We start from the raw sequence: 25,880 nt of genomic DNA, 5'->3' as shown, positions 1-25,880 counted from the left end.
ATCATGCGAAACAGATACGAAGCCGCTGTCCGTGGACATCGAAGCGGGAAGTGAACGCCTGTAAAAAGCAGAGGGAGTTCGCATAAGCAAAAAGCCCATTCGGCGTCGATAACGCCATGGATGGGCACTTGTTTTGATCATTTTTTTCGTATACATCGTCAAACTTCAGCGGATTTCACTAGTTCTGAAGGGCGGCGGCACCAAGCTTTATTAGCTTGTAAGCTCCGTCCGCAGTGCCGATGAGCAGCGTCTGCCCGTTCTGTAGAGGCTGAACGAATTCACCGGCATTGTAGCTGGTACGGTTAATCACTTTCGTCCAAGTCGTATCCCCGTTAGGAGCGATTCCCCAAACCCCTTGTCCGGATACCGTCCCGTGCCAATCCTCATTCACCTTACCCGTCGCGATGAATCCGCCGTCCGATGCAGGCTGGATATCGTTCACCATGCTGCGGTCAAACGCAGAATCAAGTAAAGTTGTCCATTGCAGCGTGCCGCTGCGATCCACCGACAGCGCAAAGCCTGTAGTCAAATACCTGATCGGATCGTTCGGGTTCGGATGGTTATAATAGCCGGCGGCCACGATACTGCCGTCATGTGCTTCGGCGAGCGTCAAAACTTCAACGTTCTGGGAATCGTCTGCCACTGCGATCGATTGCTTCCACTTGACTTGACCCGATGGAGCGAATTTGGCCAGCACCACATGCCCCTTCTCCCCGTCCCGGTACTCACTGCCGGATATGAGAAACCCTCCATCCGACGTGTGCTGCACGGAATGAATCCGTTCGAAGGCAACGTCGACCAGATCTCCTTCATGCAAGGCTTTTCCCGCTTCGGAAAATACGATCCAATGTAGCGTACGGCTATTGGAGGTGCTTCCAGGTGTATCCACTGCAGCCGCATACTTTCCGTTTTTCAGTTGATCCACCGAAACGATATAACTGTCCGCCTTCTCCAGGGTATAAGCCCACTCCTTTTGCCCTTTTTCGCCAACCTTTAAAATCTGTGATCCACCTCCAGCGATATACCCCTGATCCTGGGTGTGATGAAACTCCGCGATATATTCAAGCTCATGTTTGGGAAAGCTGATTTCCTTCTTGATTTGGCCAAAGGCGCCGATCGAATGGACGACAACCTCATCCCCTTCAATTCCGGCATAGGAAATCGCGTTCGTCCCGTGCTCAAAAACATCACCAGCATGAACATTCAAGTCCGAATAAGAAAGCATCTCCGGGGGGTTCAGGGCGGACGGCTCCGCAAATACACTGCTGCCGGCGAATATGCCCCATAGGCCAACAGCTGCCCCAAACAGCCATTTGCGGACATTCGATGTTTTGCTGGACCGTTTAGTGATCGTCATCATCATTTCATCAGCTCCTTGTCAGAATTGGGACCCGTTTCCATTATGGGCGGCGATTCGCTTTCCAACAAGCGGCAAAAGGGCTGGATCGCCCCCTGCCAAACTGACCAATACACAAGTACATTTTGACTAATATAAGGTACCTACTATGCCATTTCCCGGAAATAGGAACGGCTTACGTCCAGTTGATGACGTAAGCCGCAGTAAAGATATAAAAAAAGCCGTAAACGTATCTCTAGATTGTTTAATCCAACGCGCTGTAAACGACGTTGCGGATCCGGTTCGCAATATAAGGCTCGCGGCTCGGCAGCATCTGCTGCATATACACGAGAGTCAAGTCTTCCTGCGGGTCAATCATAACCCAGGACCCGGCCATGCCGGCCCAGCCGTATTCCCCGATCGAGCTGCCTGTGCCGCCCGCCGCCGGATCGATCATCACCCGAACGCCAAGCCCGTAACCATATCCGTTTAAATGCCCCCAATTGTAATCATTCATCTGTTGTGGGGTTAAATGATTACTCGCCATCAATTGAACGGTCTTTGGACTCAGCAGCCGGTAGCCGTCCAGTTCCCCGCCACGGACGAGAGCCTGTGCGAATCGGGCGTAGTCACCGATCGTCGACAACAGCCCTCCCCCGCCGCTCTCGAACCGGCACTCCGGTTGATAAGGAGTTTCGAGCGAGTTGTTAGGCGTTAGCGTTCCGTCTTCCGCAAGATTGTACATCACGGCAAGACGATCCCGCTTACCTTCACTAATCCGGAAAGAAGTGTCCTTCATCCCAAGCGGGTCGAATATTTCCCGCTTCAAGTATTGTTCGAACGTCTGTCCGGACAGCACTTCAATCAGCGCCCCGAGCACATCATGGCTCAGGCCGTATTGCCAGCGTGTTCCGGGATCGAAGGCGAGCGGAACTTCCGCCAGCGCGCGGGTGAAAGCACGTACGTCCATCGACGCTGGCGCTTTTTGATAAATCGGCCCCGTTAACCGCTCCGTTTCCGATCCGCTGCCGCCATAGGTGAGACCGGACGTCATCGTAAAGAGATCCCTGATGCGAATCGGACCCGCCGCTGGGCCGGCCACCATGTTACCGCTTTCATCTTGACGAAATACCGACGGGTTCTTGAACTCGGGCAAATATTCCTCCAGCGGATCATCAAGCAGGTACAATCCACGTTCATACAGCTGGAGAGCTGCTGCGCATGTGATGACTTTCGTCATGGAGTATATGCGATAGATGGTGTCCAATTGGATAAGCTGCTTTGTTTCCAAATTCGCATATCCGAATTTCTCATCATAGACCGTTTCACCACTGCGCATCACCAAACAGGCGCAACCGGCCGGTCCTCCCTGTTCCATATACCTTTTGAACAGCGGGGTCAAACGTTCGAAACTGCTCATAGCCATTTCCCCTTTCACAAATGTCGCGCTCCACAATGTGTCATCATGCCGCCTCCCGCATTGCTGGGTCAAGAACGCCGACTTGCGGTCGCCTGTCTCGTTCATATATACCACTATTTAACAGTCCGGTTCAACCATCGGTCTTCAACGTTAAGAGCCCTTGTCCATAGTAGGGGACGGATTGCGGTATTCACGGGGCGAAACCCCGTAATATTTGCGAAATTGGTCGGCAAAGTGGTTGTAGTTACCGAAACCGACCTCTATGGCGGCTTCTACCGCCAGCCTTCCGGAATGCTTCATCAGCAAAGCCGCTTGACGGATGCGCATTTGATTGACATGCTGCACAATGGTGCGGCCCGTCTCCGCCTTAAACAAATGGGCCAGGCGTGAAGGGGACAGCCCTACCTCCCGGGCCAACAAATCAACCCTGATCTCCTCCTTCATCCGGCTGGAGAGGATACCCAGCGTTTGTTCGATTCTGGGATCAAACCGTTTCTTCGTCCGCTGCGCAAGCAGAAGCAGCACTTCACGAATCGCGTTCTCGCACAAGGGCTTCCACAAAACGGATCTGTCGCGCGAATCCTGAAGGACGTTGCGAAACGCCCGCTCGATCCGGTCTTTGATGCGATCTTCGGACAGCGTTTCAATCAGGATGTCATCTTCGGGCAGATAAGCGTTTTCCGGGAGTCCGGGATAATGGATCCATAAAAAATTCCACCATGATCCGCGGACCGTCCCGTATTCGTGCGGCACGCCTGACCGGAGCAGGCCAAGCTGCCCGGTTCCGCACCCCTTTTTTCCGCTGGGTGTCAGGAAGTAACCCTCGCCGCTAAGCGTATAGACCAGCAGCCAGTCCCGCATCCCGTTTGGCCGGTGAAGTCTGTAGGTGTCATCTTTTTCAAAATGGTCACCGAATATCGCTGCGCCAGTTCCTTCAAGGACGTCTGGTTGACGAATAAACCCTGACATATTCGCACCTCCCCTCATTTCGGATGATAGCAGGATTCCGTGACTTAATAGCAGATTTCAGTCTTCTCCTTAACATAGAGTTACCGTATGCTATTGTCAATCAGTATCCATTACGAATCAGGGAGGGACACCCCATGCAGACGAATCCGCAAGTTTTGACGGAAGAACAGCTGCGAATGTTTGAAACGGAAGGGTATTTAATCGTAAAAGGGCTTTTTCAGCCGGAAGAATTGAGAGACATTGACGCTACCTTCCAAGAGATCGGCAACACCGTCGTACCCGGACACTTCGAGCCGGTGCTCGATCAGGAAGCAGGCGATCCGCTGAAGCGATATCCTCGCGTCATGCATCCCCACCGGTTCAACGCTACCGCAAAAAAGTATATGCTGCATAAACCCGTGATGGATGTGCTCGCCGATTTGTACGGCGAGGAGGCATTGGCGGCACAAAGCATGTTTTATTACAAACCGCCAGGCTCACGCGGGCAAGCGCTGCATCAGGACAACTTCTACTTGCAGGTCGAACCGGGTAACTGCATTGCGGCCTGGACCGCAATCGACCCGGCGGATGAAGAAAACGGCGGAATGCTCATCGTTCCCAAAACGAGTGATTATGCGCTGGTATGTCCGGAGGAAGCAGATTCCAGCGAGTCGTTTACGACTCATCTGGTTAAGCCGCCCAAAGACAGGAAAGCCGTGCCTGCCATCATGGACCGGGGAGACGTTCTATTCTTCAACGGTAATCTGATCCATGGGTCTTACCGCAACAAATCGCAGAATCGTTTCCGGCGTGCTTTTATTTGCCATTATGCCAACGCTTCCGCTACCCAGATCAGTTCATTTTATCGGCCGTTGTTCCGCAGGGACGGAAGTGAGGTCGATCTCGATGTCAATCCGGACGGCGGTCCTTGCGGCATCGAATTCGGCACCGCCTACCCGCATTAATGAATCAATGAAATCCGAAGGGAAGGGTGGCAAACAAGCGTCCAGGATGAATTACAAGATTAGCAGCCGTTCTGGCCACGCTGACAGGGGCGGTATTCACAGCGGATCCCCCAAGCAAACGCTTGGGGGAGTCTGCTCCGACGCCATCACCTACATCCCTTTCATAAGGCCCTTGCTCAAACCAGCCGAACAACGCGCCGTACGCTTCTTCCTCATTCTTTCATTGTCCTTCCTCGTTCATTTGTGCAATGACGATCCGGTTCCCATCCGGGTCCAGAAGCGCAAATTCGCTCAGGTCAGGAAAGGTTTGCGGTTCACCGGCCAACTCAAAGCCGTTAGACTTTACAAATTGGAGTGCCCCGTCAAAATCCTCTGTTTCGAAATAAAACAGCTCCGAAAACGACTCCCCGTTCAGATGACGGTTATAGTCAAGCAGAAGCGCGGCACCGGATGCCGTCGGAACGGAATAAATCCGCTGCTCGGCAGCTGCTTCATCATATTCCACACCAAGCAGACCCGAGTACCACCGGGCAGCCGCCGGCATATGCTTCACGTCAACAAATACGCCGCCGATTCTCGGCAAAATCGGACTTCGGCTTAATCCTGCCAAAGAGAGGTCTTCCTCGCGGTTCTCGGCCCAGCATGCCATCTGTACGTTCCCTTCCGGGTCGCGAAAGTTAAAGTATGCCATCGGCCCGTGTCTTTCCGGTTCAGAGAGAGGCGTACCTTGTTCCCGAATAAAAAGGTATGCCTCGTCAATATCCTTGGCAGGTAACATCATGCGCGGCATCATGTCTTCCTTCCAATCCGGATTTTCCCTGTTCCCCGAATTGGAATCCAGGATGAGGTGCGTTCCTTGAAAATCAAACCAATACACCGGTCCGCCGTTTAACCGTTCTTCCTTGATCGGAAGACCCAGCAGGCGGCTGTACCACTCAGCGGATTCCCGAAGATTCGTGACATGCACAAACACGCTCGCAATCCGGTTCTCGAACGGGATCGTGGTGGTGTGGTTCTTTTCTTCATGTTGAGACAATTTGAATCAGCTCCTTTTCCGATATACGGATGATTAAACCTTCCGGAGAACAAATGTGGAACCTGTTGACCCCATCCTGTTCCCGGCATGACTCGGCTGGGACGCCTAATTGGGACAGCGCCCGGTAAGCATCGTGAATGCTGGGCGTTTGCAGCGAATAATAAGCCTGGCCGTTCAGCCTTAGCAACGCTTGACGGTGCAGCTCTTCGTCCATAACAATCATCGTGACAATTGTTTCTCCCTTGCCGATTTTGAGATCGGCCCCCTGCCCCCAATGGTTTACCAGCTCAAAGCCAAGCATATCCGCGTACCATCGGATCGAGGAATCCAAATCTATAACGGGAAGAAAAACGGCGAGAATCCGGTGAAACATCGGGGGAACCGGTCCGGGAGCCGGCGTGTAGAAGAGCGAATTGCTTTTTTCATGGCAGATCCCGGTCACGTTTCCGTATGGATCGGTCATCTCGCAAACGTTCATGTGAGCCGTCTGTATGGTTGGCGTGACCGAAATGTTCCTGGAACGAAGCCAGCCGCTGTGCAAATCGTCCCAATGACAATAAAAGTTGAAGCATGGAACGTGGCCAGAGGCGTCCAGGTGGATAAGCGGCTGATAACGCTGGTTTCCGGAATGTTCCGTCAGCGTAAGCAATGTTTCCCCATCCTGTATCCGCAAATCGATCTCCTTACTGCCTAAGCGCCCGATCCGGAATTCAAACTCGTTGATGTACCATTCCGCAGCCGCCTTGGCATCAGGGACCGGCAGAATGACTCTGTCGATGCATACAAATGAAGCGCTGCCTGATGGCATGACACTCTACCTCCTCTCTAGCTTAAATGCCCTCACATGTAAATAACGATGAAGCTGCCTACAACCATACACAATCACCCTAAAGTGATGATCAAAATGTTTCGCTCACCATAAAAGCATTGCCGTCCGGATCCTCAAACGTAAAATAAAATCGCCCATCGCGGGTCCGGATGTCCGCAATGCGGCAGCCGTTCTCGTACACCCGGAGATAAGCTTCATAAATCAAGCGGGGATCATGGCGGATAAAAGCAGCGGCAACCGCTTCAAGAAGCTTGGCGGCCGACCTGGGATCTCCCGGCCGGCTCCGCGGCGCGCATGCATCGTTCCCGATCCCTTCCGGCTTATGGAGCGCCAGCAGGCGCAGCCGTTTGCGCGCCCGGGAAAGGGCGACCTGAACGGCCCCCTCCGCCATATTGATGCAGCTTCCCGCTTCCTTGGCGGTAAACCCGAATACGTCGCACAGGAGGACCATGACGAAAGCCTTCGGCTTCAGCTGGTACATCAGCCCTTCCAGCAGATCGCGTGTGATCAGAGAGTCCACGAAGGGTTCCGTTTCACTTCCGTATGCCGATTCAAAATGTTCGACCGGCATGGTTACCAGCCTCCGGCTTGACCTGCAGCGGTCGATCCAAAGATTGCGGGCCGTGCGAAACACATACGGCTTGCTCAGGGTCATCTCCGGCATTTGTATACACCGGTTCATCAATCTGACCATGGTATCCTGAACCAGGTCCTCGGCTTCCCATTCCCGATGGGTCAGCGATCGGCAGTACTGCAGCAGCTGGGGTCTCATTTCGGCCAATAATCCGGCAAATTCCCCCCGGAAGGAAGAATTAAGGGTTGTTTCCGTCATTTAACTCACCTCACTCCCCTGTCCCAACGTCGCATATGATCTGCCTATTTGGGATTGTTAAAAAAACACAACACAAACAAATGTTCCTATCCAAAGTTATTCTACCTCTGTTTTGCGTTTTCCTCTTTTTCTCAAAAAATATTCTGTTCTTGCCCCCTCCCTGTACCGCATATCATACAGCCCCATCGTTTGGAAAAATTTTGACTACTGCAAAATGAAATCGGTCAAGATAATGGTTGGTAATGAAATATGGATGGAGGTGGAGCAGACATGCTTGACTCTAAAACGATCGAAATCGTTCAATCGACAGCGCCTGTTCTTAAGCAGCACAGCGAACAAATCGGAAAAAAGTTTTACGAATTGTTGTTTGCCAAGGCTCCGGATCTGTACAACCTATTTAACCAGACCAACCAGAAGCGCGGGCTGCAGCAGGAGGCACTGGGTTATGCGGTATACGCTGCGGGTGAACATATTACGAATCTGGATGCCATCATGCCGGTCATTACCAGGGTCACCCAAAAGCACCGGGCCATCGGTGTAAAACCGGAGCAATACCCGTTGGTCGGTGAGACGCTTCTCGAGGCGGTCAAGGAGGTGCTTGGAAGTGCAGCAACCGATGACATTATCGGGGCGTGAGGTAAGGCATACGAATATACTGCCGATGCCTTTATTCAAATTGAACATGATCTTTATAAAGAAGCCAAAGAACAAGCCGGAGGGTGGGAAGGTTTCCGCAGCTTTACGGTTACCCGGAAAGTAACGGAAAGCGACGATGTGACCTCCTTCTACCTCGAGCCTTCGGACAAACAGGCCCTTGCTGTCTTTGAACCCGGCCAATATCTAACGATCAAAGCGGAAGTTCCGGGCGAGAAGTATAAGCACATTCAGCATTACAGCCTTTCGGATGCCCCGGGCAAAAGCTATTACCGGATCAGCGTTAAGCAGGAGCGTTCGAACGAGGGGAAACCGGCCGGGATCATATCGAACGATCTGCATGACCGCATTCAAGAAGGGGATTCCCTCCTCTTTTCTGCGCCGGCAGGTGATTTCACCTTAGACCATACCGACGACCATCTGGTCCTCATCGGCGGAGGAATCGGAGTTACTCCCTTGATGAGCATGATCAATAACGTTGCCGATCAATCTCCAGGCCGCGAAGTAACATTTGTGCAAGCGGCCGCGAACGGGAACAACCATCCGTTCAAGGAGCATCTTGCCGGGCTGGTCAACAGCCATCCGAACCTTCGCTGCTTCACGGCGTATTCTTCTCCAACCGAGCAAGACCTGGGCTCAGAAAGCTTTTCACATAAGGGCTATGTTGATGCAGAGTGGCTGCGCTCCATTCTTCCGTCCGGGCCGGCGGTGTATTATTTCTGCGGATCCGTCTCCTTCATGAAAGCAATCAATCAAGCATTGAAAGAGCTGGAAATTCCTAAGGAGCGCATTCATTATGAAGCCTTCAGTCCGATCGCCATACTAGATGAAGAATAGCGGGGTTTGGGGCAAACGCCTTCAAAACAAAGAAGAGCCCGGCACCTGTGCCGGGCTCTTTTTTATGAAAGATACAGAAGGCTGGATTCATGACTCCAAAAAAGTCCAGGTAACGTAATTCAGCCCTGTTCGTCTTTCTCCTGAACGACCGGCATCATCATGCCGTCGTCCATCCCCATCATCGTCACGCTGGTGGACTCGGGAATCTCATCATGCTGCGTAATATCAACCGGCGTATCGAATAGCGGTTCGGCATAAGCCAGATGCGTCCGTCCGCGCGCCAAGATTTGGCGGTAATTCCCGCTGTCGCCCTCATAGCCGTCATGGTCCCATGGAACAAACGAACGGGCATTACAGTAATGGCACACATACGAGCGGCGGTAACGGTCCGTCGTTCGATTCGGGTAGGAGCGGTGAAACAGGTGAGAATGGAAGAACAGCACGTCCCCGGGCTTCAACGGAACCGGAATCGGGTCCGGATAACGGGACACCACCTTCGACAGCGTGTTGACTTCGTCATCCAGGTGACTGACATGCTCCACGGAATGGAGATCGGAAAACGCCTCCTTGGCGTGAACGTTTCCGCCATTATCTCCCGGCGGCGGATAAATCGGCTCATGGTTGGAGCCGGGAACCACCCAGAGGCAGCCGTTCTCTTCATCGGCGTCCTCAAGCGCGATCCAGGCTCCGATCAGCGTGTCGGGATGAGTTTTGATGTAGTATGCGTCCTGATGCCATCCCTGTCCCCCTTTTCCCGGAGGGTTAAAAAAGATCATGGACTGCAGGGCATACACATCCGGACCCGTCAGCGCTTCAAGTACATCAAGGATTCGGGGATGCAGCATTAGCTGCTCCCCTTCCGGGTAGAGACGGGAGATCATATGAACCCGCGTTTTTTCGGCGAACTCCGCTTTGAGCGGGTCCTTATCCTCCTCGGATGCCTGTACGCGCTTTCCTTCATTCTCGATCCGCAGCCGTTCTGCCCACACGGCGTACTGTTCGATTTCTTTCGGATCCAGCAGCCCTCGGACGATGACGAATCCGTCCCTGTGATACTGCTTATACTCTTCCACCGTTACATAATAACGGTCCTCTCTTAATTTGGCTTTCGGCACATAAGTCTGCCCCATGGTTGATCCCCTCCACACGTATTGATTACCTTAAGTGTGAAGGATTCCGTAAGCGTTCTCAATGGAGAGGACACGGAAAACGGTGGACGGATTTGATATCCGCTTTACCGGGAATCTCCATGATCCAGTACGACAAAATGCCGGTTCAAAGGATACGCGGCCTCCTCCTCCTCGATGACGGCCAAATGCCGGAACAACGGATCCGCGAACCGGTCGCGAAACTCCAGGGCCGTCATTCCACGGGTTCGCTTGAACATGCGGGAGAAATAGTGCTCATCGGTGAATCCGACGTCGTAAGCGATCTGCTTGATGGTCCGCTCCGCCTGAATAAGGAGCTGCTCAGCCCTCCGGAGGCGGCGTTCCAGCAGCGCTTTCTGAGGGGGAATGCCCATCCAGCGGACGAACATCCGGGTGAAATGCTCATGGGTCCAGCCCGAGCTGGCCGCGATTTCTTCAATGGTAATCTGGCGGTGAAGCTGCTGCTCCATATAATCCATGGCCCGCATGATGGGAGCGGGCAGCGAAGCGGCCGACATCGACTCGTCTTCCTCAATCGCCTGCCATTCCTCAAGGACGCCCATCAGCAAAACGGACGCCCTTCGCTGCCAGCCGGCCGGCTTGATATGCGCGATCTTCAGCATCTGCTTAAGCATGGAGGGAATCAGGCTCCCTCCGGCAATGACCGACCAGTCACGGAAATTTTTCCGGTCGTGGTCCGGCCTGCAGAAGGCTTCCCGAAATGCAGCAAATTCGAAGTGAACGAATAAGTGTCTTGTGGGAAGGCTAGGATCAAACCGGTACCGGTGCGGTTCTCCGGGGCAGGTGAACACGACTCCCGGACGGTCCAGCGCAAACGGCCCCCGGTCGATTTCGTAAACGGATCGGGTCCCTGCCGGAAAGTACACCAATTCGAAATCGTCAATCGTACGCATCCCGAGAACGGATCCCGGCTTTACGGCGATGTCCCCCATGGCATGGATGGCGGGTAATGTAAGCAACGGTGCACAACCTCCCTAGTCTCTAGTCCTCTCGCTCCCGGATCGGAACCGCTCGTTTTAATAGCATGATACACTATTAAACCGCACCGTGCAGCCCAAAAACAAAAAAAGAGAGATGACCGCATGCCCTGCGGCATCTCTCTCTTTAGAGTGAACCCGGGACGGATTCCGCACGCCTTGCCGGGCAGGGTGAGAAGCCCTGTCTAGCACAGCTTATCTTATTTCTCCTTGAACCGCTTCCGGCTGCCGATGAGCGGGAACTCACCGATCCGCAGCCGCGCGCTTCCGTAAGGGATCAGCTCAAGCTCCGCCACAGGCTGACCGTTACAGTCGGGATGAATGGGCGGTGTGCCTGCATTGTTGCCTTCCATCTTCCAGTCTTTGACCAGCTGTCCCGATGCCTTGAGCCGCACGGGGGCTCCATTCGCGGAGAACGGCTGGCTTGGAATATCCGCCTCGGTTACCTCAAAGCCGGTATCGGCCAACAGGCCGTATTTCCAGGCCGATCCCGGATACAGTTCCCAATCATGGAACATTTCACGCTCCCGCACCATCTGCCATTGCTCCCGGACCGGCAGCACATAGACAAGCGGTCCCCTCTCTACGCTGACTGCATAAAGGTTGCGCGACGTCGTGTTGACAGCCATCGGCAGCGTCAGTCCGATCCCGTCTCCACTCGCCCACTCGCGGTTGATTTTGGCATAGCCGTTCTCGGTCTGAACGTTCACCGGCGTACCGTTGACCTGGATTTCAGGCTGTGTGCACCAGGACGGGATCCGCAAGGAAACCGTAAATGTTTCCGGGCGCTCCAAAGTGATTGAGATGGAGACATGGTCCCGGAAGGGATATTCTCCGCTGACGGCCAGCTTGGCCAAGGAACCGTTGCCAACCGGGGTCTCGACAGTACACGGCGCATAGGAGACGGCTGCAAGCCCGCCCTCATGGTCCTTCATCCACAAATGCGACGTCAGCTTGGGCCATCCTTGGTGCATATTCGCGGTGCAGCAGCCGAAATGCGGTTCCAGGCCGAAAAGGTTCGCGTCAGGCCCGTTCACCCAGCTGCGGGGAGCTACGTTGCACAAAATCTGGTTCACCTGCTGATCGTACTGATGGGAGGTCCAATCCGGGGAGATTGCCGCCGGCAGCGCATTAAACGCCACTTTTTCAAGAATGTCTCCGAACCTGCCGTCGCCGAATATCCGCGTCAGCTGCTCCATCGAAAACATGTATTCCACCACGGCGCACAGCTCGACGCCCTGGCTCGGATGTGTGCCGGAAAGCCACTCGTCACCCGAAAACATGCCATGTGCCTGACCGTGGTATGTCATCAGCGAATTGATCCCTCGGTGCACAGCCTCCTTCAAGACGACATCTCCGGTCAGTTCGTACAATACACCCGGCGTCTTGATCCCCATCGCCACATTGACGACATGCGTCGTCCAGTCCCACTCCTCCACCTTGCGCCAAAACGGGAAGTCGTAAAAAATGTCAGACCAGTCCGTCGTCTGCTTGGCCACGATCTCCGCCACTTCCAGCAGCAAAGGATCCTGCGTCCTTTTATACAGCCAAACCAGGCAGAGCAGCATTTCTGCTCCCCGGGTTTTCGCCCAGCCTTGCAGCGGATTCTCTTCAATGGTGCTGCGGACGTAGCCGAAAAATTTCGTCAGAAAGGGAACGATCCTCTCATCTTTCGTCGCTTCTTCATGCTGCATCATGACCTTCAGCATGATCATGTAATGCCACCAATCGTGCTTTTTATCGACCTCACGGTTGACGGTTTCGATCCGTTTCGGACCGAAGTGGCCATCGTCCTGTTGACTCGCAAGCGACCATTCAACCCACCGGTTGGCTTTGGCGATCAACCTTTCATCTTCTAGCAAATAGGCCAGTGGAAGAAGTCCGTCCAAATAGTACGGTCCGCGTTCCCAGCTTTCTCCGCTGCCTCCGATCCACCCGTTTTCAGGCCCGACATCCGCCCAATGCTCCTCCAAATGCCCGGTAAGACCTTTTGCTTGAATCATCAGTTGATCCTTAAGCCAACCGGAAGGTTTAACCGCGCCAAGCGGCAGTTGTTCAAAAGCGGTTTTAACGAATTTCATAGCTCGCCACTCCCTTTTCATCTTCGGTTTACTTTGGCTAACGCTATGAAATATACCATGTCCCTCGCTATTTACCGATACCGGATATCAACATGTTTTTGTCCAATCACAACCTCATCATGCAGGCAAAACATATGGCTTCGCCATGTACAATCCTTTATGATAGAAGCAATTCGATTCGAAGGAAGGAGGATCGCCATGTTCCAATTCATCGCTCCGCCTCTGCCCCATTACATTACCTGCGGGGAGGACACCTACCCAATTGGCGGAATCCATCCGGACCGAAGCGGCATCGGGGTCTTTGACCTGATCTTCGTGGCGAGGGGTTGCCTGTTTCTGGAGGAAGAGCTTACGATGCTCACCATCCCGGCGGGACATTACGCCATCCTTCGGCCTGACCGGTCGCACCGGACCGCCCGGCCCTGTTTGGAAGAAACGCATTTTTACTGGCTGCATTTTCAAACCTTGGGCAGCTGGAACGAAGTTTCCGAGCAGGATTCCTCTTTACCGGCATTTGAAGGCCATCCGCTCTATCAGATCGAGAAATTCTCAATCTATATTTCCCAGCAGGGAGCACCGCTTCTCCCAAGTCAAGTGGAAGAGCTCCTCCGCAGGCTGATGCTGCTGCACCCGGAACAGACTGTATCCGCCCGCTGGAAGCAGCAGATCTGCTTTCAGGACCTGCTGTCCATGCTGCAGCAGACGGAAGGGGGAGAAGTACAGAATCCACATCTGAAGGTGGCGGAACTGGCGGGCGAATATCTTCGCCGGCATTACCGGGAGCCCATCAGCTATAAGCGGATGTCGGAAGCCCTGCACTTTCATTCCAACTACATCGCCATATGTATGAAAAAGACGTTCGGCTGTACGCCGCTGGAGTATTTAACGAGGTACAGGATCGAGCAGGCCAAGCAAACTCTGATCCATACCGACGATCCGATCGGACGTGTCGCCGAGCAGACGGGTTTCGGATCCTTTCCTTATTTCGTTAGGAGCTTTGCGAGATATACCGGTCATACCCCGAAGTCTTTCCGGCAGCTCTACCGAAAATAATTTCGGCCAGATGTACCTGCATCTATGACAAAAGGCTGCCCGCATGCTGTGGAAGCAATGCGGCAGCCTTTTTGCATTCTTTTACATGAGGTGAAGTCATGTCTGTCAGGTAGTTTTCACGGATTGGGTTCGTTCGAAGTTTTCACGGTATTGTTCTACCGTCCACTTACATACCTGCCACAAATCCGTAACCGGCTGATTGGTAAAAGGCAGCGTGTGAAGATAACCCGGCGGACCGTATTCCGGCGTAAAGGTCAATTCGGAGGCACCGGCATGCTGCCTCGCATCGGCGATCCGGTTCCACCAGTCAAAATGCCGAGCAACTTCATGCGCGTACTCGGGTGCCCGCGGATCGGGAACTTGAGGGCCCTGCGCATAACCGACACGCCCATGGATATGTACGGTGCGGGCGATAGCCAGGTCCAGCTCGCTCTCGAAATGTTCCAGCGTCGATTCGGTAACGCAGCACCAATGGCTAAAATCGGCCGTCAGTCCAAGTCCAGGGACCGCATTCAGCACCTTCCCCGTATCCCAGGGATTAAATAAAGCTCTGCCCCGGTGGGTTTCATGGCCCACCTTGACGCCAAGCTGCTGCTCAAGCTGAACGGCCCGCCGGAAATAATCGATCTGCTCCTCCAGCGGAACATAGTCCTTTAAGGAATGCGCAGTTACATGGATCGGCCCAAACGACGTCGCCCGTTCCAATTGTGCTTCGAAAGAAGCATAGTGGTCCGGCCCCTCGGTAAAAATCATCCCAACGTAATCAAGCTTATGGCTTGCGAGGAGCTCCTTAAACCGCTGTTCGTCGTCAGGTCCCGGCAGGGGCGCCTCTACGCCATCATAACCGGCGGAAGCGATACGCCCCACCTGCTCTTCCAATGTGCCCGTTCCCTCCATGCCCCACAACGCTTTGATCAATTTGAGTTTCATCCTTTTCCACCTCTCCCGGTTGATTGGACACCGTTTCCCCCATTGTTTCCGATCCTCCGCCCGTTGTCCATGGATCCAAGGGCATGATTCGTGGATAGATTTGATATGTCTTTTGTTCGATAACATACGGATTCACGCTGGATCGTTCTTAAAAAGAACTAAGGCCGACGTCGCCAAGTTACGCCTCGTGATGCGTTTTGCCGGCAAGGATGGTAAATCGGTCGACCAGGTCGCTGATCTGAAAATTCTCTGCGTTCGTCATATACGTTGTGACCGTATCGTGAAACGGCTTAACCCAATGCTCCGGCACGCCGGATTTCCCGGCGATCGCGCCAACGATGCTGCCGGCCGTCGCAGCCGTACAGTCGTTGTCCAGTCCCATGGCAACCGTCTCCGAGATCACCTTGGACACATCGGTCCCCCCGATCATCAGGCCGAACACCGTCAAGCAGGCGTTATTGTTGGTGTGCACGCCCGACATTCCCTTGAAGCGCTCATCGACCGCCGCTCTGGCTTCCTTGTAATCATGGATTTCACCGCTAACGGCAAGCGCCCACTCCACATCCTTATAAAGGCTGCATTCCTTCGGAATTTCGGTCAAGCCGATACGAAGCGCCTGCTCGGGATGATCGACGGCGAACGCCGCGGACTGCGCAGCACTGAAAAACATCTCCCCGTAAATCCCGTTCCGCCGATGGCTCAAATAAGCGTCCCGATAGGCGCATTCCGCCGCTTTCGCCGGGTACGCCGGAGCCAGGTAAGCCCACGGATCCGAGCGGATATCCGCACCGATCCACTGGCAGAACGGATTGTTTACGTCAGCTGCTTGCAGCGCCGGAATGCCCGCCTTCAAATTGTTGAGCGCAGCCTCCTCCGCAGTACAAGCGACCGGCAGGTACTTGAGCCAGCTCTTTCCTACATCCTCTGTCGTGAAGTTGAGACCGTGCTCTTCGGCAATAAGCAGTCCGAGGATCGTATAAGTAATGTCGTCATCGACAGGGACTTGGGTCAAGCCTTCCAAGGTATATTCATAAAAGGTGCTTTTGCCGTAACGGAGATCGTTCGGATTTTTGATTTTGGACCAATAATGCTGTGGAGGAAAGGCATCCCCGATATATGCGGCCCATTTCTCCATGTCGCTCACTTCCCAGAATTCTACCGGCGCCCCCAGCGTGCATCCGGCAAAACGGGCGAGCATCGCCCCTTCGAGCTTTTCCTTGTAGACCGCCTTGTCAAACGAAGCCCACAGCCTTCTTGGTCCTTCAGTACGCTGCGCTCGAATGGACGGCAGATCGTCCGGCTCCCGCTCCTTAAGCTCGGCGTCAATGGGTAAATCCTGCAGTTTCTCCAACGTTTCTTTCATCTTCTCTTCCATGTCGATCCAGGCATCGGCCACGCCCCGTCCTCCGTATTCGTGCGTGAGCCGCCCGTACTCAATAATTTTGCCTGCCAGTTCGTGGATCCTCGGTTCCTTAGGATAAGCCATATCAATAAACTCCTTTCCCAAGATCAATGAAATTCGTTCAAGGATAGTTTATTATAATGAAAACAATGACTTCCGCCGAAAAAGGACTGAAAGCTGTGCAGAATCGACCATTTGATTATAAAGTCGTCTCCCAGCCTTATATGCTTCCTTCCGATTTCCCTGTGGATTGGCTCAGCAATCATATCCAGGGAGACAATGAAATTACGTATTTGCACTTTCACAACTGCCTTGAGATCGGCTACTGTCTGGAAGGCTCAGGCGTCTTTTTCGTTGAAGACAAAATCCTGCCCTACACCCAAGGAGATGTGAGCATCATCTTTCCGAATCAGCTGCATCTTGCCCAAAGCTTAAAGGGAAAAGAAAGCAGGTGGCATTTCTGCTTTATTGATCCGGACGCCCTCTTTTCGTCTGACCAGGTGTCTTCCGGATTCTGGGACCGGGTCGGAACGGATACGTATCCCCGGTTCAACAACATCGTCACCCCGGATGATCACGCGGATGTCGTCTGGCTGACAGATCACGCGATGAAGGAGCTGGAGAAACACGGGCCGGGATATGAATCGGCTGTAAAAGGATACATCTGGACGCTCCTGACGCTGATCGGCAGGCAGCTGCTGCTTCAAGAGAGCGGCACAGCTGAAGCTGCGGCTGGCGGGGCCGACCGGCGGGCGATGCAGCAAATTTCAAAAGCGCTCGAGTACATTTCCCAGCACTATATGGAACCGGTCCCGATCCACCGGTTAGCCGAGCTATGCTGCCTCAGCGTCACCCATTTCCGGCGCATTTTCCACAAATGCATGGGCATGGCTCCGCTGGACTATATCAACAACGTGCGCATTCAGGTTGCGGCTGCCCTGCTGTGCCATAGCGGCAGCAGCATTTTGGCTATTTCCGAGGAGGTCGGCTATGCGACCTTATCCAGCTTCAACCGGCACTTCAAGCGGCTGATGGGCGAAGCCCCGAGCCAATGGCGGTCCAAAAACAGATGACAGAGGCAGCAAATATTTCGTGCTGCGGCAAAATCATTTGTGATTGGCAGGCAATTAGAGGCGCGGCTCAACCAACTCAAAATGGCGCCTCCTGCAGCCCTTGGGCTTAAGGAGGCGCCATTACGGTCACCGGAATGATATACGAGAGAGTAAACGACTACAACTATCCGGCCAGTCCGCGGTGCTTACGAGGTTTCAATGATTTCTTTGAGCACGACCGCCTGATTCATGGTGGTATCCTTCGCGGCATATAACAGCGTAACCGTGCAACCCTCCGCCAATTCCCGGATTTGCCGTAAAAGCTGGGAAGGCTTGTCCTGCTGAAGTTCCTGCAGGTATAGCTCTTTGAACTTCTCGTAATGATCCAGCCGATGCGCGTACCATTTTCTCAGCTCATGACTGGGCGCGATCTCTTTCATCCATTCGTCGACCGCGGCCTGCTCTTTCGTGAGTCCCCTCGGCCAGAGACGGTCGACCAGGATTCGTTTGCCGTCTGATGCTTCAGGCTTTTCATAGACCCGTTTGATATGAATCGGAATGGTGGACACCTCCTTATTAGACTATTCATGCCCAAGCACCCGATCCTTATCCTCTTAATATAGTGTAGGAGTGAAAGGCGGGATGCGTATGAGCAAGGCAGACGATTTGCAGCAGCGTACCATTTTTCTGGCGGCCATCTGCGGACAGACCTATGCTCAATTTGAGAATGCAGACGGGTCGTTTGTCGTCCCTTCTCCATACACACGGCTTGAGACGATTGAGGCCAGGTCCATTACAGACGATTGGGAACGCTTCGGTTTTATTCTCGATTCGGATCAAGAGGTCATCATTGCATTTCGGGGAACCAGCACGACGACCAACTGGATCGCGGACCTGATCGCATCTCAGAAGAAATACAAATACATTAAAGAAGACTGTATGACTCATCGGGGCTTCACGGACATTTATGCCTCCGCAAGGACCCGCATTATCTCGACACTGGCTAAGGTATCCCGCGGCAAGACGCTGTTTATTACCGGTCACAGCCTGGGTGCGGCGCTGGCGACCTTATGCGCGGTCGATGTTGCAGCCAATACCGGCTTCCGCTCCCCTTACCTGTTCACATTCGGTTCACCGCGGGTAGGCGATCCTGCCTTTGCCAAGGCTTGTGCCAGCTATGTCCCCAACAGCTTTCGCATCGCCAATCTGTTTGATGTCGTGACCCATGCGCCCCCTGCCGTATACAAACTGCCGAAACGGTCCAAAACATTTTATTACAGCCATGTAAAGAACTTGTCACCCCGGCATTTTCAGCTCGGATCCTTTGGAGGGAACCACGTCATCTCCAGCTATTTCAACGAGTTATCCAAGCTTCAGCCGGAATATACCAAGATGCTGTCATCAGCCAATCCTGGCTTCTGTCCGTTCCCTGAACGCGTCCTTTAACGCCATCCGTGTCAAAATTGACATATTCTTTCACGGAATCGTAACCCAATCTCCTTCGGTTTCTACTATGCTGTAGAAGAATTGAATCTTACGCAGAATGGGTAATAAAAACATAGAGACCCCAGAAGTTACAAGGAGAGGATACAACATGAACATCACAAAACCGGCAAAAAAAGCAATCATGGCCATGACCGTGGCCGGCATGGTAGGCCTGGGAGCCGTAGGCGCAGGCACGACATATTCCGTACATCAAGCAAATGCTGCTGCGGCAGCCGATGCGGGTTACGCATCCAAACAGGCACTCCAGACGCTGAACAGCTTCTACAAACCGGCGCTGAAAGGCCAGTTCCCGGGGGCAGTTAGCGGCCTCACCGTTGGTAACAGCACCCGGCAGGACGTCCTTCACAAGATCGGGGAACCCGAAAATCCGATGAAGGATGCCGATGGGTTCGATGTATACAGCGCGAATATGGGCAATCCCGGCTACGCCATCAATTATAAGCTCGGCAAAATCCGTGAGATGCGCTACTTCGGCACCAACGTCGAACGCCAGACCAATATCGGCGGCATTACGATGAAGATGCTGAAGCAGAACTGGTATGCACCAAGTTCGGTGTCCACCTTCAAAACCGGGAACAAGACACAGACCAAGCTGACATACAACCGCGGCAACTATAAGCTCGAGTTTATTTTCAACAGCAGCACGGAGCTTGATCATATTAACCTTTTAACCAAATAACAGCCTTCGCCGAAGACAGTGGTTCACCTGGAGCCGCTGTCTTTTTGCGTGTATAGATGAGGTTCAAGCGGGCTAAGTATTTATTATACGTGATGGTCCTTCGATCGAAAATAGCCATTGGAGCATCGTCCGAACCTTGTCCGGGAGGCGTCAGTTTGCCATAATGTATAGGCGGCATCATGCCACAAAAGCCATACTTAACAAAGGAAGATTCCGATGAATATATCTGCACTCGCTTCAACGATCGCACCGGTCGACCTGAGAAGCTGCCTGATCAGCCAAAACGGCAGGCTGGTGTTTGAGCACTACCGTCATCCCCGCATCCCTGACGAGAAGGCGAAGGTTAATTCCTGCACCAAAAGCTTTCTGTCAGCCCTGATCTGCGCCGCAATGGACCAAGGCATCCTGCCGGGTGCGGAGACGCCGATCACCGAATTTTTCCCGCAGCTACGTTCCGCTTCCGATTCACGCAAGCGGGAGATTACGCTGGAGCATCTGCTGACGATGTCAGCCGGCTTTGAATGGAGCGAATTCGGCGGGATCAAATCGTTTCCGCGCATGACCAGAACCGGCAATTGGGTCGAATTTGTGCTCGAGCAGCCGATTTCCGATACACCTGGGACCCGGATGGAGTACAGCTCGGGATGCTCCCAGCTTCTGTCCGCGATCCTGGTTCAAGCCGCCGGCAAGTCAACGGCCCGGTACGCCGAGGAAAATCTGTTTGGACCGCTGGGCATCGAAGACTATCGATGGGAGTCTGACCCCCAGGGCAACCACACCGGAGGCTACGGCTTATGGCTCCGTCCTGGGGATTTGCTGAGGTTCGGGCAGCTGTATCTACAGCAGGGACGCTGGGAGCAGCGGCAGCTGATCACCCGTGACCTTGTGAACAGGTCCGTACAGCCGTCCATCCCCGCTGGTCCGCCAAACCGCGGCTTTTATGGCTGGCATTGGTGGACGGATACTTTTGGAGCCGAGCTTGGTGGTCATTCCGCTGCAGCATCCCCGCTTTCATTTGACTATTTTTACGCCCGCGGATATGCGGGACAGTTCATCTATATCGTCCCCGTCCTGGAGACGGTAGTAGTCCTGACCGATGACAAGCGTAAAAAAGAGCGGCATCCGGCGAATGTGTTCCGCGATTTCATCGCACCGCTGCTGCTCGAAGATTTGAAATAAGCTGCGCCGATGCATGGTAAACCGCCGTTGCCAGCATGTACATCGCCGCGGACCATGAAGAAAGGGGCTATCGCCAATCGATAGCCCCTTGTCTTCGTTCCCGCCGCATACCGCTTATTTCTGTGCAAACTCCCGCGGATGGCGGCGCTTCAGCTCATCCACGGCATGCCCTCTCCCGGTCTGTTCCAGCCGCTCGATGTACATCGGCAGATGCCCTTTCGCATGATACGGCCCGCCTTCCTGAATGACCGTCCACAGCGGATCGACGTCAAACTTCATCGACATCATCATCTCGTCATGCCACTCGTTCAGCAAGTAGACCGCTTCCCTGCACAGGTCCCTCCGTTCCTGAGCCAGGTTGTTCTGCTCGTGGGCATCCTCAGTAAGATTGAACAGCATCTCCTTGTCAAAAAGATGATATCCGTCATGGTACGTGCGGGTATACAGCCAGTCCCCGAACCGTACGCTGCGCTGGCATACGTGGGCGCACTGCGAGACGACGAGGTACTCCCTTCCGCCGGACTCTCCGCTGCGGAGCGTACCGGCGTAGCTGCGGCCGTCCCAGCTTTGCGCAGGTTGAACGCCCAGCAGTTCCGCGACGGTCGGCACCAGATCGAGATGATAGTGCAGGGAATCATCGGAAATCCCCTTTTGCATCCCCGGCCACCGGATGATCATCGGGATCCGGCAGGTGCCCTGGTCGGCGGTGCCGTGCTCGCCGTAAATGCCGAGCTCGCCCATGTTTTCGCCATGGTCGGCGGTGATGATGATCACCAGGTCGTCCATAACCCCCTTCTCCGTCAAACGATCGAAAATCATCCCGATGTTGTCATCCATATGCCGGATGCCGCAGTCATAGCCATCGATCATCCTCCGCAAATCGTCCATGTTCTGAATGTTGCCGGGATGACGGGGAAAATGAGGCGACGTGCTGCTGTTATACATATTGATTTCGTTCGCGCCATGTGGGCCAACCTTTTGCTTGTGACGCTCCAGCACTTCTTCCGTAATCCACTCCGGAAGCGGTTCGTCTTGAAACGGATTGCCGAACGATGCCGGCGCCCGGTAAGGGGTGTGCGGATCCCAGTAGTTCACGTACAGCAGCCAGTCTTCCTGGTCTGCGTTCCGCTCGATCCAATCCAGCACAACGGGAGTGACCTCCTCGGCCGACTCCATACCGCCCTTGCCCGTATTGTAAATTTCGTTGAATCCCGCATAAAAGGTCCATGCTGAATGCCGCTCCCCAAATGGGCTGACTAGGGCCGTCCGCATGCCCGCGCGGCGGAAGACCGCCGGGAAGCTCTCTGACGCGAGCTTGTCGTGGAAATCGCGGTCAGCTCCTTCGTACCGGACGTCCGCCGCCGTCCCGCCGTGTCCCACGACGCCGTTATGTATGCCGAAACGGCCCGTCATTAATGCCGTACGCGACGGGAAGCACGGGGCGTCCGATGTATAGTAGTTGTCAAAGCGTACGCCTTCGGCCGCGACCCGGTCGATATGCGGCGACGTATTGCGGTGGTAGCCATAACAGCCAAGGTGGTCCGGTCTCGTTGAATCCAAATCCAGCAGTAACACTCTCATCGTTCATCCGTCCTCTCCGGATAATATGAAATGCCTTTGCAGCTGAATTATAGGCGTGACGCTCCATATGCGTCCATGTACATTTCATTGATCTGATGTACATTTCTATCGCAATCTATAAGATTTATGCCGAATGCAAGGAAGCATAATTTACGAGAAGTCGGCATTATGATAGGGTTTTAATAAGTTATGGGATAAAGAGGTGCAGCTGCATGCTTCAAATCATGAGTGTAAATTTCGACAATGAAATCCCCCAATGGAGGACCAACCTTGAGACGATTCCGTACAACGTTCTGGTCGTCGTCCGGCAGGGCCAGGTTCGGTACGAGATTAATGGCAGTGTTGTGATCGCCGAAGCGGAGGACGTGCTCTTCATCCCCCGCGGAGCCCGCCGTTCAGGAGAGAACAAGGACGGCATTCCCCACCAAAAGCATACCGTTTTATTTACATGCGAGCCCGGGGCTGAGACGGGAATTCCGTTCGTGGATCAAGGACATTTCATCAAGTTCAGGCTCTCCCCAAGCCAGTACGCCTATCACCGCTGCGACAGGCTGTACGAAGAGATGCGGGGCGGGAAAAGCTACCGTTCCATCATCTGTCTTGGTATATTGCAGGAGCTCTTGGGCATGATTGCCCGGGAACTCGAACAGCCCGCACTGACACCGAGCAAGCTGAAATATGCCGAAGCGGTCAAAGCCTATCTGCTGGAGAATTACCGGGAGCAGATCGAGATTGCCCGGCTGGCCGCTTTGATAAGCCGCTCGCCCAATTACGTAACCGCCGTCTTCAAAGAAGTGTACGGCCGGTCCCCGATCCGCTATATGCATGAGCTGCGCATGCAGGAGGCCTGCAGCCTGCTGCTGGGCTCAAATATGACGGTCGCGGGCATATCGCAGTACCTCGGTTACTACGATACTTCGTATTTCCACCGGGTGTTCAAAAAGTACTGCGGCCTCTCCCCTACCGAATACGTTGCACAGGCGCAGCGGTCAGGCATGCCTCCGCTCATCAACACGATCACATGATATGACAGCTTCACTGGAACATTTCTCCATTGACTTCTCCTGCCTGTTTGTTAGAATCATAAATACCGATAAAACAAAGTGAATTACTCGTATATAAGCAAAGGAGGAGAATGACGTCATGTTGATGTTAACAGGCCTGCTGTGCGGCGCCCTGCTCGGCTTCGTCATGCAGCGTGGACGGTTCTGCCTGACAGGCGGATTCAGGGACATGTATCTGACCAAGGACAACCGCATGTTTTATGCCCTGCTGATTGCCATTTCGATTCAGAGCATCGGCGTGTTTGCGCTGATCCAGCTTGGACTCATCGAATTCAGCGCCGGCACGTTCCCTTGGGTGGCTACCGTGGTCGGCTCGTTTATATTTGGGATTGGTATTATTTTGGCCGGGGGATGTGCGACTGGAACCTGGTACCGGGCCGGTGAAGGACTGATCGGCAGCTGGATCGCACTGTTCGGCTATATGGCGATGAGCGCCACGATGAAATCGGGTGCCTTGGCGCCGCTCAATAACGGAATCAAGAAAGTAAAAGCTCCGGCCAACTCCATTCCGGACACCTTCGGCATTTCGGTTTGGCCGTTTATCGCCCTTTTAGCTATCATTACGATCGTGATGGTCATCCGTACACTGCGCAAACCGAAGGTGGCCATTCCGGCGATGAAGCCGAAGCGTACCGGACTCAGCCATCTGCTGTTCGAAAAACGCTGGCATCCGTTCTTTACCGCCATTCTTGTCGGCCTGATCGCCCTGCTGGCCTGGCCGCTGAGCGAGGCGACCGGACGCATGTCGGGTCTTGGGATCACGACGCCTTCCGCTAACATTTTGCAGTACTTGGTTACAGGAGACAGCGATAAGTATGTGAACTGGGGCATGTTCCTGGTGCTGGGTATCCTTGTCGGATCCTTTATCGCCGCCAAAGGCAGCCGGGAATTCCGCTTCCGCGCCCCGGATGCAAAGACGGCGGTTTCGAGCTTTGCCGGCGGCATCCTGATGGGCTTCGGCGCCAGCTGGGCGGGGGGCTGCTCGATCGGTAACGGTCTCGTCATGACCGCCATGATGACATGGCAGGGCTGGGTATCCCTCGTATTTATGATTTTGGGCACATGGACGGCTTCTTATTTCGTGTACGTCCGCCCTCGCACCAAAGCCAAGCTGAAGCAGTCCGCTTCGCTGCAAACCACGACAACCTAATTAGGAGCTTTACGTTAAACTAGTCACATCTTAAGGAGGTTACTTCCATGAAACAACAAAAACTAGCCGTTCTGGGCATGGTCTGTCCGTTCCCGTTAATTGAAGCCAAGCAGGCGATCGAAGAGCTGAACAGCGGCGACGAGCTGGTCATCGACTTCGACTGCACGCAGGCCACCGAAGCCATACCGCGCTGGGCTGCAGAAGCCGGCCACTCCGTCACGAATTTCGAACAGATCGACGATGCATCCTGGACGATTACGGTCCAAAAGAAATAATGTAACGCATAAGCAGGCGACCTTCCGTCATATTGGGGAGGCCGCCTTTTTGCATGTATTGGTTTGTTTAACCGCAAAAATCGCAGCGACCATGCCCGGTGTTCTTTTTTTCAATAAATTGACCGTAGCAGGACTACCTTATATACTCTACTCATTGGAAGAAATAGGAATGCTAGGAGGACCCCATGGACGATTGCGCAAATGATGGAGATATGAATTTGGATACGGCCGTATCCGCCTTGAACAACGCCTATTCATTAGAAAATTGGACTCTTCTGATTCGGCGATCGGATCAACTCTACAACGACGCGTATCAATCATTTATTCACAATAAACAGGCACAAAAACCGATTATTTATTATATAGGATATAGTCTGCTGATGAAGGGAATCGGCTATCAAAAAGACAAGCAATACGGGGAATCTCTGAAGTGTATTGAGCAGTATAAAGATCTTGGCCGGTTTTTGGACGGAAGCGAACGCAGCCAGCGGATACTCGACCAATATGCTTTTTATGCTTATGCCAATTCGCTGTCTGTACACCTTCTATCGGGAAATCTTACAAAACTCGAAGAGTACGCCCAATTTCTAAATCAGCATCCATCCGAAACGTTATCCGGATTGCTGACCCTTTTAGAATGTGCCCTTTCCCAGGATCTTAACGTCGATGAGTATATCGCGCCATTGACGGAGCGCTTTGATGCTTATCAGCATGACGATATGCGTCCGGAAGAGCAGACCATCTACCTGTCGATTCTCATGATGCTTTCCCGCTACTGCAGAAACAGGAAGCGGCTTGAAGAAGCACAGAAATACACGCAACAATTTTTATCCCTATCGTTCGATAGAGGGCCTGGTCAACAAGCATCAACATCTGCTGCTCCGCTTGAATAGAAAGCGACCTATTCGTAAAAATAACAAATGGT

At 53.5% G+C, this 25,880-nt stretch carries 23 protein-coding genes and 1 pseudogene; 11 read left to right on the top strand and 13 right to left on the bottom strand.

The features are described 5' to 3' along the window. Positions 1-178: 178 nt before the first annotated feature. From IAE55_RS08305 to IAE55_RS08295, 3 genes are all read right to left on the bottom strand, one after another. Entirely contained in the window at positions 179-1,363 is a 1,185-nt protein-coding gene (locus tag IAE55_RS08305) for a hypothetical protein (protein WP_200631645.1), read from the bottom strand. 238 nt (positions 1,364-1,601) lie between these two features. Beyond that, on the bottom strand, positions 1,602-2,756 hold the full coding sequence (locus IAE55_RS08300; protein WP_200631644.1) for a serine hydrolase domain-containing protein: 1,155 nt from the start codon (positions 2,754-2,756) through the stop codon (positions 1,602-1,604). A 150-nt stretch (positions 2,757-2,906) separates the two neighbouring features. Continuing rightward, positions 2,907-3,725: a helix-turn-helix domain-containing protein gene (locus IAE55_RS08295; protein WP_200631643.1), complete on the bottom strand. Its 819-nt coding sequence runs from the start codon at positions 3,723-3,725 to the stop codon at positions 2,907-2,909. A 134-nt stretch (positions 3,726-3,859) separates the two neighbouring features. On the opposite strand from IAE55_RS08295, the gene IAE55_RS08290 reads away from it, so the two are divergent. Then, entirely contained in the window at positions 3,860-4,669 is an 810-nt protein-coding gene (locus IAE55_RS08290; protein WP_200631642.1) for a phytanoyl-CoA dioxygenase family protein, read from the top strand. Positions 4,670-4,889: 220 nt separating this feature from the next. Here IAE55_RS08290 and IAE55_RS08285 read toward each other — a convergent pair whose 3' ends face one another. The 3 genes from IAE55_RS08285 to IAE55_RS08275 all read right to left on the bottom strand — a co-directional run bounded on the left by IAE55_RS08285 (position 4,890) and on the right by IAE55_RS08275 (position 7,366). After that, positions 4,890-5,705, bottom strand: coding sequence for a VOC family protein (locus tag IAE55_RS08285; RefSeq protein ID WP_200631641.1), 816 nt, complete (start codon positions 5,703-5,705; stop codon positions 4,890-4,892). Further along, positions 5,692-6,513 carry a VOC family protein gene (locus tag IAE55_RS08280; protein WP_145158706.1) on the bottom strand — a complete coding sequence of 274 codons (822 nt, stop codon included), beginning with the start codon at positions 6,511-6,513 and terminating at the stop codon, positions 5,692-5,694. The genes IAE55_RS08285 and IAE55_RS08280 overlap by 14 nt, the downstream gene beginning before the upstream one ends. Before the next feature lie 91 nt (positions 6,514-6,604). Continuing rightward, positions 6,605-7,366: a sigma-70 family RNA polymerase sigma factor gene (locus tag IAE55_RS08275; protein ID WP_145158704.1), complete on the bottom strand. Its 762-nt coding sequence runs from the start codon at positions 7,364-7,366 to the stop codon at positions 6,605-6,607. Positions 7,367-7,636: 270 nt separating this feature from the next. Between IAE55_RS08275 and hmpA the strand changes: the two are divergent. Then, positions 7,637-8,857 (top strand): annotated as a pseudogene (gene hmpA, locus IAE55_RS08270) (NO-inducible flavohemoprotein). A gap of 119 nt (positions 8,858-8,976) precedes the next feature. Here the strand turns inward: hmpA and IAE55_RS08265 are convergent. From IAE55_RS08265 to IAE55_RS08255, 3 genes are all read right to left on the bottom strand, one after another. Further along, positions 8,977-9,987 (bottom strand): phytanoyl-CoA dioxygenase family protein, encoded by a 1,011-nt coding sequence (locus IAE55_RS08265; protein ID WP_200631640.1) that lies wholly within the window; start codon positions 9,985-9,987, stop codon positions 8,977-8,979. Between the two features lie 104 nt (positions 9,988-10,091). Next, a complete protein-coding gene (locus tag IAE55_RS08260) occupies positions 10,092-10,985 on the bottom strand; it encodes a helix-turn-helix transcriptional regulator (RefSeq protein WP_234489351.1) in 894 nt (297 codons plus the stop codon). Positions 10,986-11,203: 218 nt separating this feature from the next. Next, positions 11,204-13,084: a beta-L-arabinofuranosidase domain-containing protein gene (locus tag IAE55_RS08255; RefSeq protein WP_200631639.1), complete on the bottom strand. Its 1,881-nt coding sequence runs from the start codon at positions 13,082-13,084 to the stop codon at positions 11,204-11,206. Between the two features lie 198 nt (positions 13,085-13,282). Here IAE55_RS08255 and IAE55_RS08250 point away from each other — a divergent pair, with 198 nt between their 5' ends. Beyond that, on the top strand, positions 13,283-14,137 hold the full coding sequence (locus IAE55_RS08250; RefSeq protein ID WP_145158696.1) for a helix-turn-helix transcriptional regulator: 855 nt from the start codon (positions 13,283-13,285) through the stop codon (positions 14,135-14,137). A 105-nt stretch (positions 14,138-14,242) separates the two neighbouring features. On the opposite strand, the gene IAE55_RS08245 is transcribed toward IAE55_RS08250, so the two are convergent. Continuing rightward, a complete protein-coding gene (locus IAE55_RS08245) occupies positions 14,243-15,067 on the bottom strand; it encodes a sugar phosphate isomerase/epimerase family protein (RefSeq protein WP_145158694.1) in 825 nt (274 codons plus the stop codon). Between the two features lie 178 nt (positions 15,068-15,245). Then, positions 15,246-16,553: an ADP-ribosylglycohydrolase family protein gene (locus IAE55_RS08240; protein ID WP_200631634.1), complete on the bottom strand. Its 1,308-nt coding sequence runs from the start codon at positions 16,551-16,553 to the stop codon at positions 15,246-15,248. A 56-nt stretch (positions 16,554-16,609) separates the two neighbouring features. Between IAE55_RS08240 and IAE55_RS08235 the strand changes: the two genes are divergently transcribed. After that, on the top strand, positions 16,610-17,542 hold the full coding sequence (locus IAE55_RS08235; protein ID WP_234489350.1) for an AraC family transcriptional regulator: 933 nt from the start codon (positions 16,610-16,612) through the stop codon (positions 17,540-17,542). Between the two features lie 185 nt (positions 17,543-17,727). Here the strand turns inward: IAE55_RS08235 and IAE55_RS08230 are convergent, their stop codons facing one another. Then, positions 17,728-18,090, bottom strand: a complete 363-nt coding sequence (locus tag IAE55_RS08230) for a DUF488 domain-containing protein (RefSeq protein WP_258168113.1) — start codon at positions 18,088-18,090, stop codon at positions 17,728-17,730. A 79-nt stretch (positions 18,091-18,169) separates the two neighbouring features. Here IAE55_RS08230 and IAE55_RS08225 point away from each other — a divergent pair, with 79 nt between their 5' ends. The 3 genes from IAE55_RS08225 (at position 18,170) to IAE55_RS08215 (ending at position 20,885) form a co-directional block, all read left to right on the top strand. Next, positions 18,170-18,967, top strand: coding sequence for a lipase family protein (locus tag IAE55_RS08225; protein WP_313960362.1), 798 nt, complete (start codon positions 18,170-18,172; stop codon positions 18,965-18,967). 148 nt (positions 18,968-19,115) lie between these two features. Beyond that, entirely contained in the window at positions 19,116-19,706 is a 591-nt protein-coding gene (locus tag IAE55_RS08220) for a YjgB family protein (protein WP_145158688.1), read from the top strand. Between the two features lie 216 nt (positions 19,707-19,922). Then, the gene (locus tag IAE55_RS08215; RefSeq protein WP_200631633.1) at positions 19,923-20,885 is read left to right on the top strand and encodes a serine hydrolase domain-containing protein; all 963 of its coding nucleotides are present in this window, start codon (positions 19,923-19,925) and stop codon (positions 20,883-20,885) included. A 114-nt stretch (positions 20,886-20,999) separates the two neighbouring features. Here IAE55_RS08215 and IAE55_RS08210 read toward each other — a convergent pair whose 3' ends face one another. Next, positions 21,000-22,466 carry a sulfatase family protein gene (locus IAE55_RS08210; protein WP_200631632.1) on the bottom strand — a complete coding sequence of 489 codons (1,467 nt, stop codon included), beginning with the start codon at positions 22,464-22,466 and terminating at the stop codon, positions 21,000-21,002. A 212-nt stretch (positions 22,467-22,678) separates the two neighbouring features. Here IAE55_RS08210 and IAE55_RS08205 point away from each other — a divergent pair, with 212 nt between their 5' ends. From IAE55_RS08205 to IAE55_RS08190, 4 genes are all read left to right on the top strand, one after another. Continuing rightward, on the top strand, positions 22,679-23,491 hold the full coding sequence (locus IAE55_RS08205; RefSeq protein WP_200631631.1) for a helix-turn-helix domain-containing protein: 813 nt from the start codon (positions 22,679-22,681) through the stop codon (positions 23,489-23,491). Positions 23,492-23,609: 118 nt separating this feature from the next. Beyond that, entirely contained in the window at positions 23,610-24,680 is a 1,071-nt protein-coding gene (locus IAE55_RS08200) for a YeeE/YedE family protein (RefSeq protein WP_200631629.1), read from the top strand. 47 nt (positions 24,681-24,727) lie between these two features. Further along, complete coding sequence (locus IAE55_RS08195) at positions 24,728-24,955, top strand: sulfurtransferase TusA family protein (protein ID WP_145158678.1); 228 nt, start codon at positions 24,728-24,730, stop codon at positions 24,953-24,955. Between the two features lie 185 nt (positions 24,956-25,140). Next, a complete protein-coding gene (locus IAE55_RS08190; RefSeq protein WP_200631627.1) occupies positions 25,141-25,848 on the top strand; it encodes a hypothetical protein in 708 nt (235 codons plus the stop codon). The last annotated feature ends 32 nt before the right edge of the window (positions 25,849-25,880 follow it).

This window comes from Paenibacillus sp. S28 (genome assembly GCF_016624415.1).
GTDB lineage: Bacteria > Bacillota > Bacilli > Paenibacillales > Paenibacillaceae > Paenibacillus_AQ > Paenibacillus_AQ favisporus.
This window is presented reverse-complemented; position numbering and strand designations above follow the sequence as displayed.

Bases quoted from the DNA above. Each gene is read 5' to 3' on its own strand.
- IAE55_RS08305 (WP_200631645.1), bottom strand. From the start codon at position 1,363: ATGATGATGACGATCACTAAACGGTCCAGCAAAACATCGAATGTCCGC.
- IAE55_RS08300 (WP_200631644.1), bottom strand. From the start codon at position 2,756: ATGAGCAGTTTCGAACGTTTGACCCCGCTGTTCAAAAGGTATATGGAA.
- IAE55_RS08295 (WP_200631643.1), bottom strand. From the start codon at position 3,725: ATGTCAGGGTTTATTCGTCAACCAGACGTCCTTGAAGGAACTGGCGCA.
- IAE55_RS08290 (WP_200631642.1), top strand. From the start codon at position 3,860: ATGCAGACGAATCCGCAAGTTTTGACGGAAGAACAGCTGCGAATGTTT.
- IAE55_RS08280 (WP_145158706.1), bottom strand. From the start codon at position 6,513: ATGCCATCAGGCAGCGCTTCATTTGTATGCATCGACAGAGTCATTCTG.
- IAE55_RS08275 (WP_145158704.1), bottom strand. From the start codon at position 7,366: ATGACGGAAACAACCCTTAATTCTTCCTTCCGGGGGGAATTTGCCGGA.
- IAE55_RS08265 (WP_200631640.1), bottom strand. From the start codon at position 9,987: ATGGGGCAGACTTATGTGCCGAAAGCCAAATTAAGAGAGGACCGTTAT.
- IAE55_RS08255 (WP_200631639.1), bottom strand. From the start codon at position 13,084: ATGAAATTCGTTAAAACCGCTTTTGAACAACTGCCGCTTGGCGCGGTT.
- IAE55_RS08250 (WP_145158696.1), top strand. From the start codon at position 13,283: ATGTTCCAATTCATCGCTCCGCCTCTGCCCCATTACATTACCTGCGGG.
- IAE55_RS08245 (WP_145158694.1), bottom strand. From the start codon at position 15,067: ATGAAACTCAAATTGATCAAAGCGTTGTGGGGCATGGAGGGAACGGGC.
- IAE55_RS08240 (WP_200631634.1), bottom strand. From the start codon at position 16,553: ATGGCTTATCCTAAGGAACCGAGGATCCACGAACTGGCAGGCAAAATT.
- IAE55_RS08235 (WP_234489350.1), top strand. From the start codon at position 16,610: ATGAAAACAATGACTTCCGCCGAAAAAGGACTGAAAGCTGTGCAGAAT.
- IAE55_RS08225 (WP_313960362.1), top strand. From the start codon at position 18,170: ATGAGCAAGGCAGACGATTTGCAGCAGCGTACCATTTTTCTGGCGGCC.
- IAE55_RS08220 (WP_145158688.1), top strand. From the start codon at position 19,116: ATGAACATCACAAAACCGGCAAAAAAAGCAATCATGGCCATGACCGTG.
- IAE55_RS08215 (WP_200631633.1), top strand. From the start codon at position 19,923: ATGAATATATCTGCACTCGCTTCAACGATCGCACCGGTCGACCTGAGA.
- IAE55_RS08210 (WP_200631632.1), bottom strand. From the start codon at position 22,466: ATGAGAGTGTTACTGCTGGATTTGGATTCAACGAGACCGGACCACCTT.
- IAE55_RS08205 (WP_200631631.1), top strand. From the start codon at position 22,679: ATGCTTCAAATCATGAGTGTAAATTTCGACAATGAAATCCCCCAATGG.
- IAE55_RS08200 (WP_200631629.1), top strand. From the start codon at position 23,610: ATGTTGATGTTAACAGGCCTGCTGTGCGGCGCCCTGCTCGGCTTCGTC.
- IAE55_RS08195 (WP_145158678.1), top strand. From the start codon at position 24,728: ATGAAACAACAAAAACTAGCCGTTCTGGGCATGGTCTGTCCGTTCCCG.
- IAE55_RS08190 (WP_200631627.1), top strand. From the start codon at position 25,141: ATGGACGATTGCGCAAATGATGGAGATATGAATTTGGATACGGCCGTA.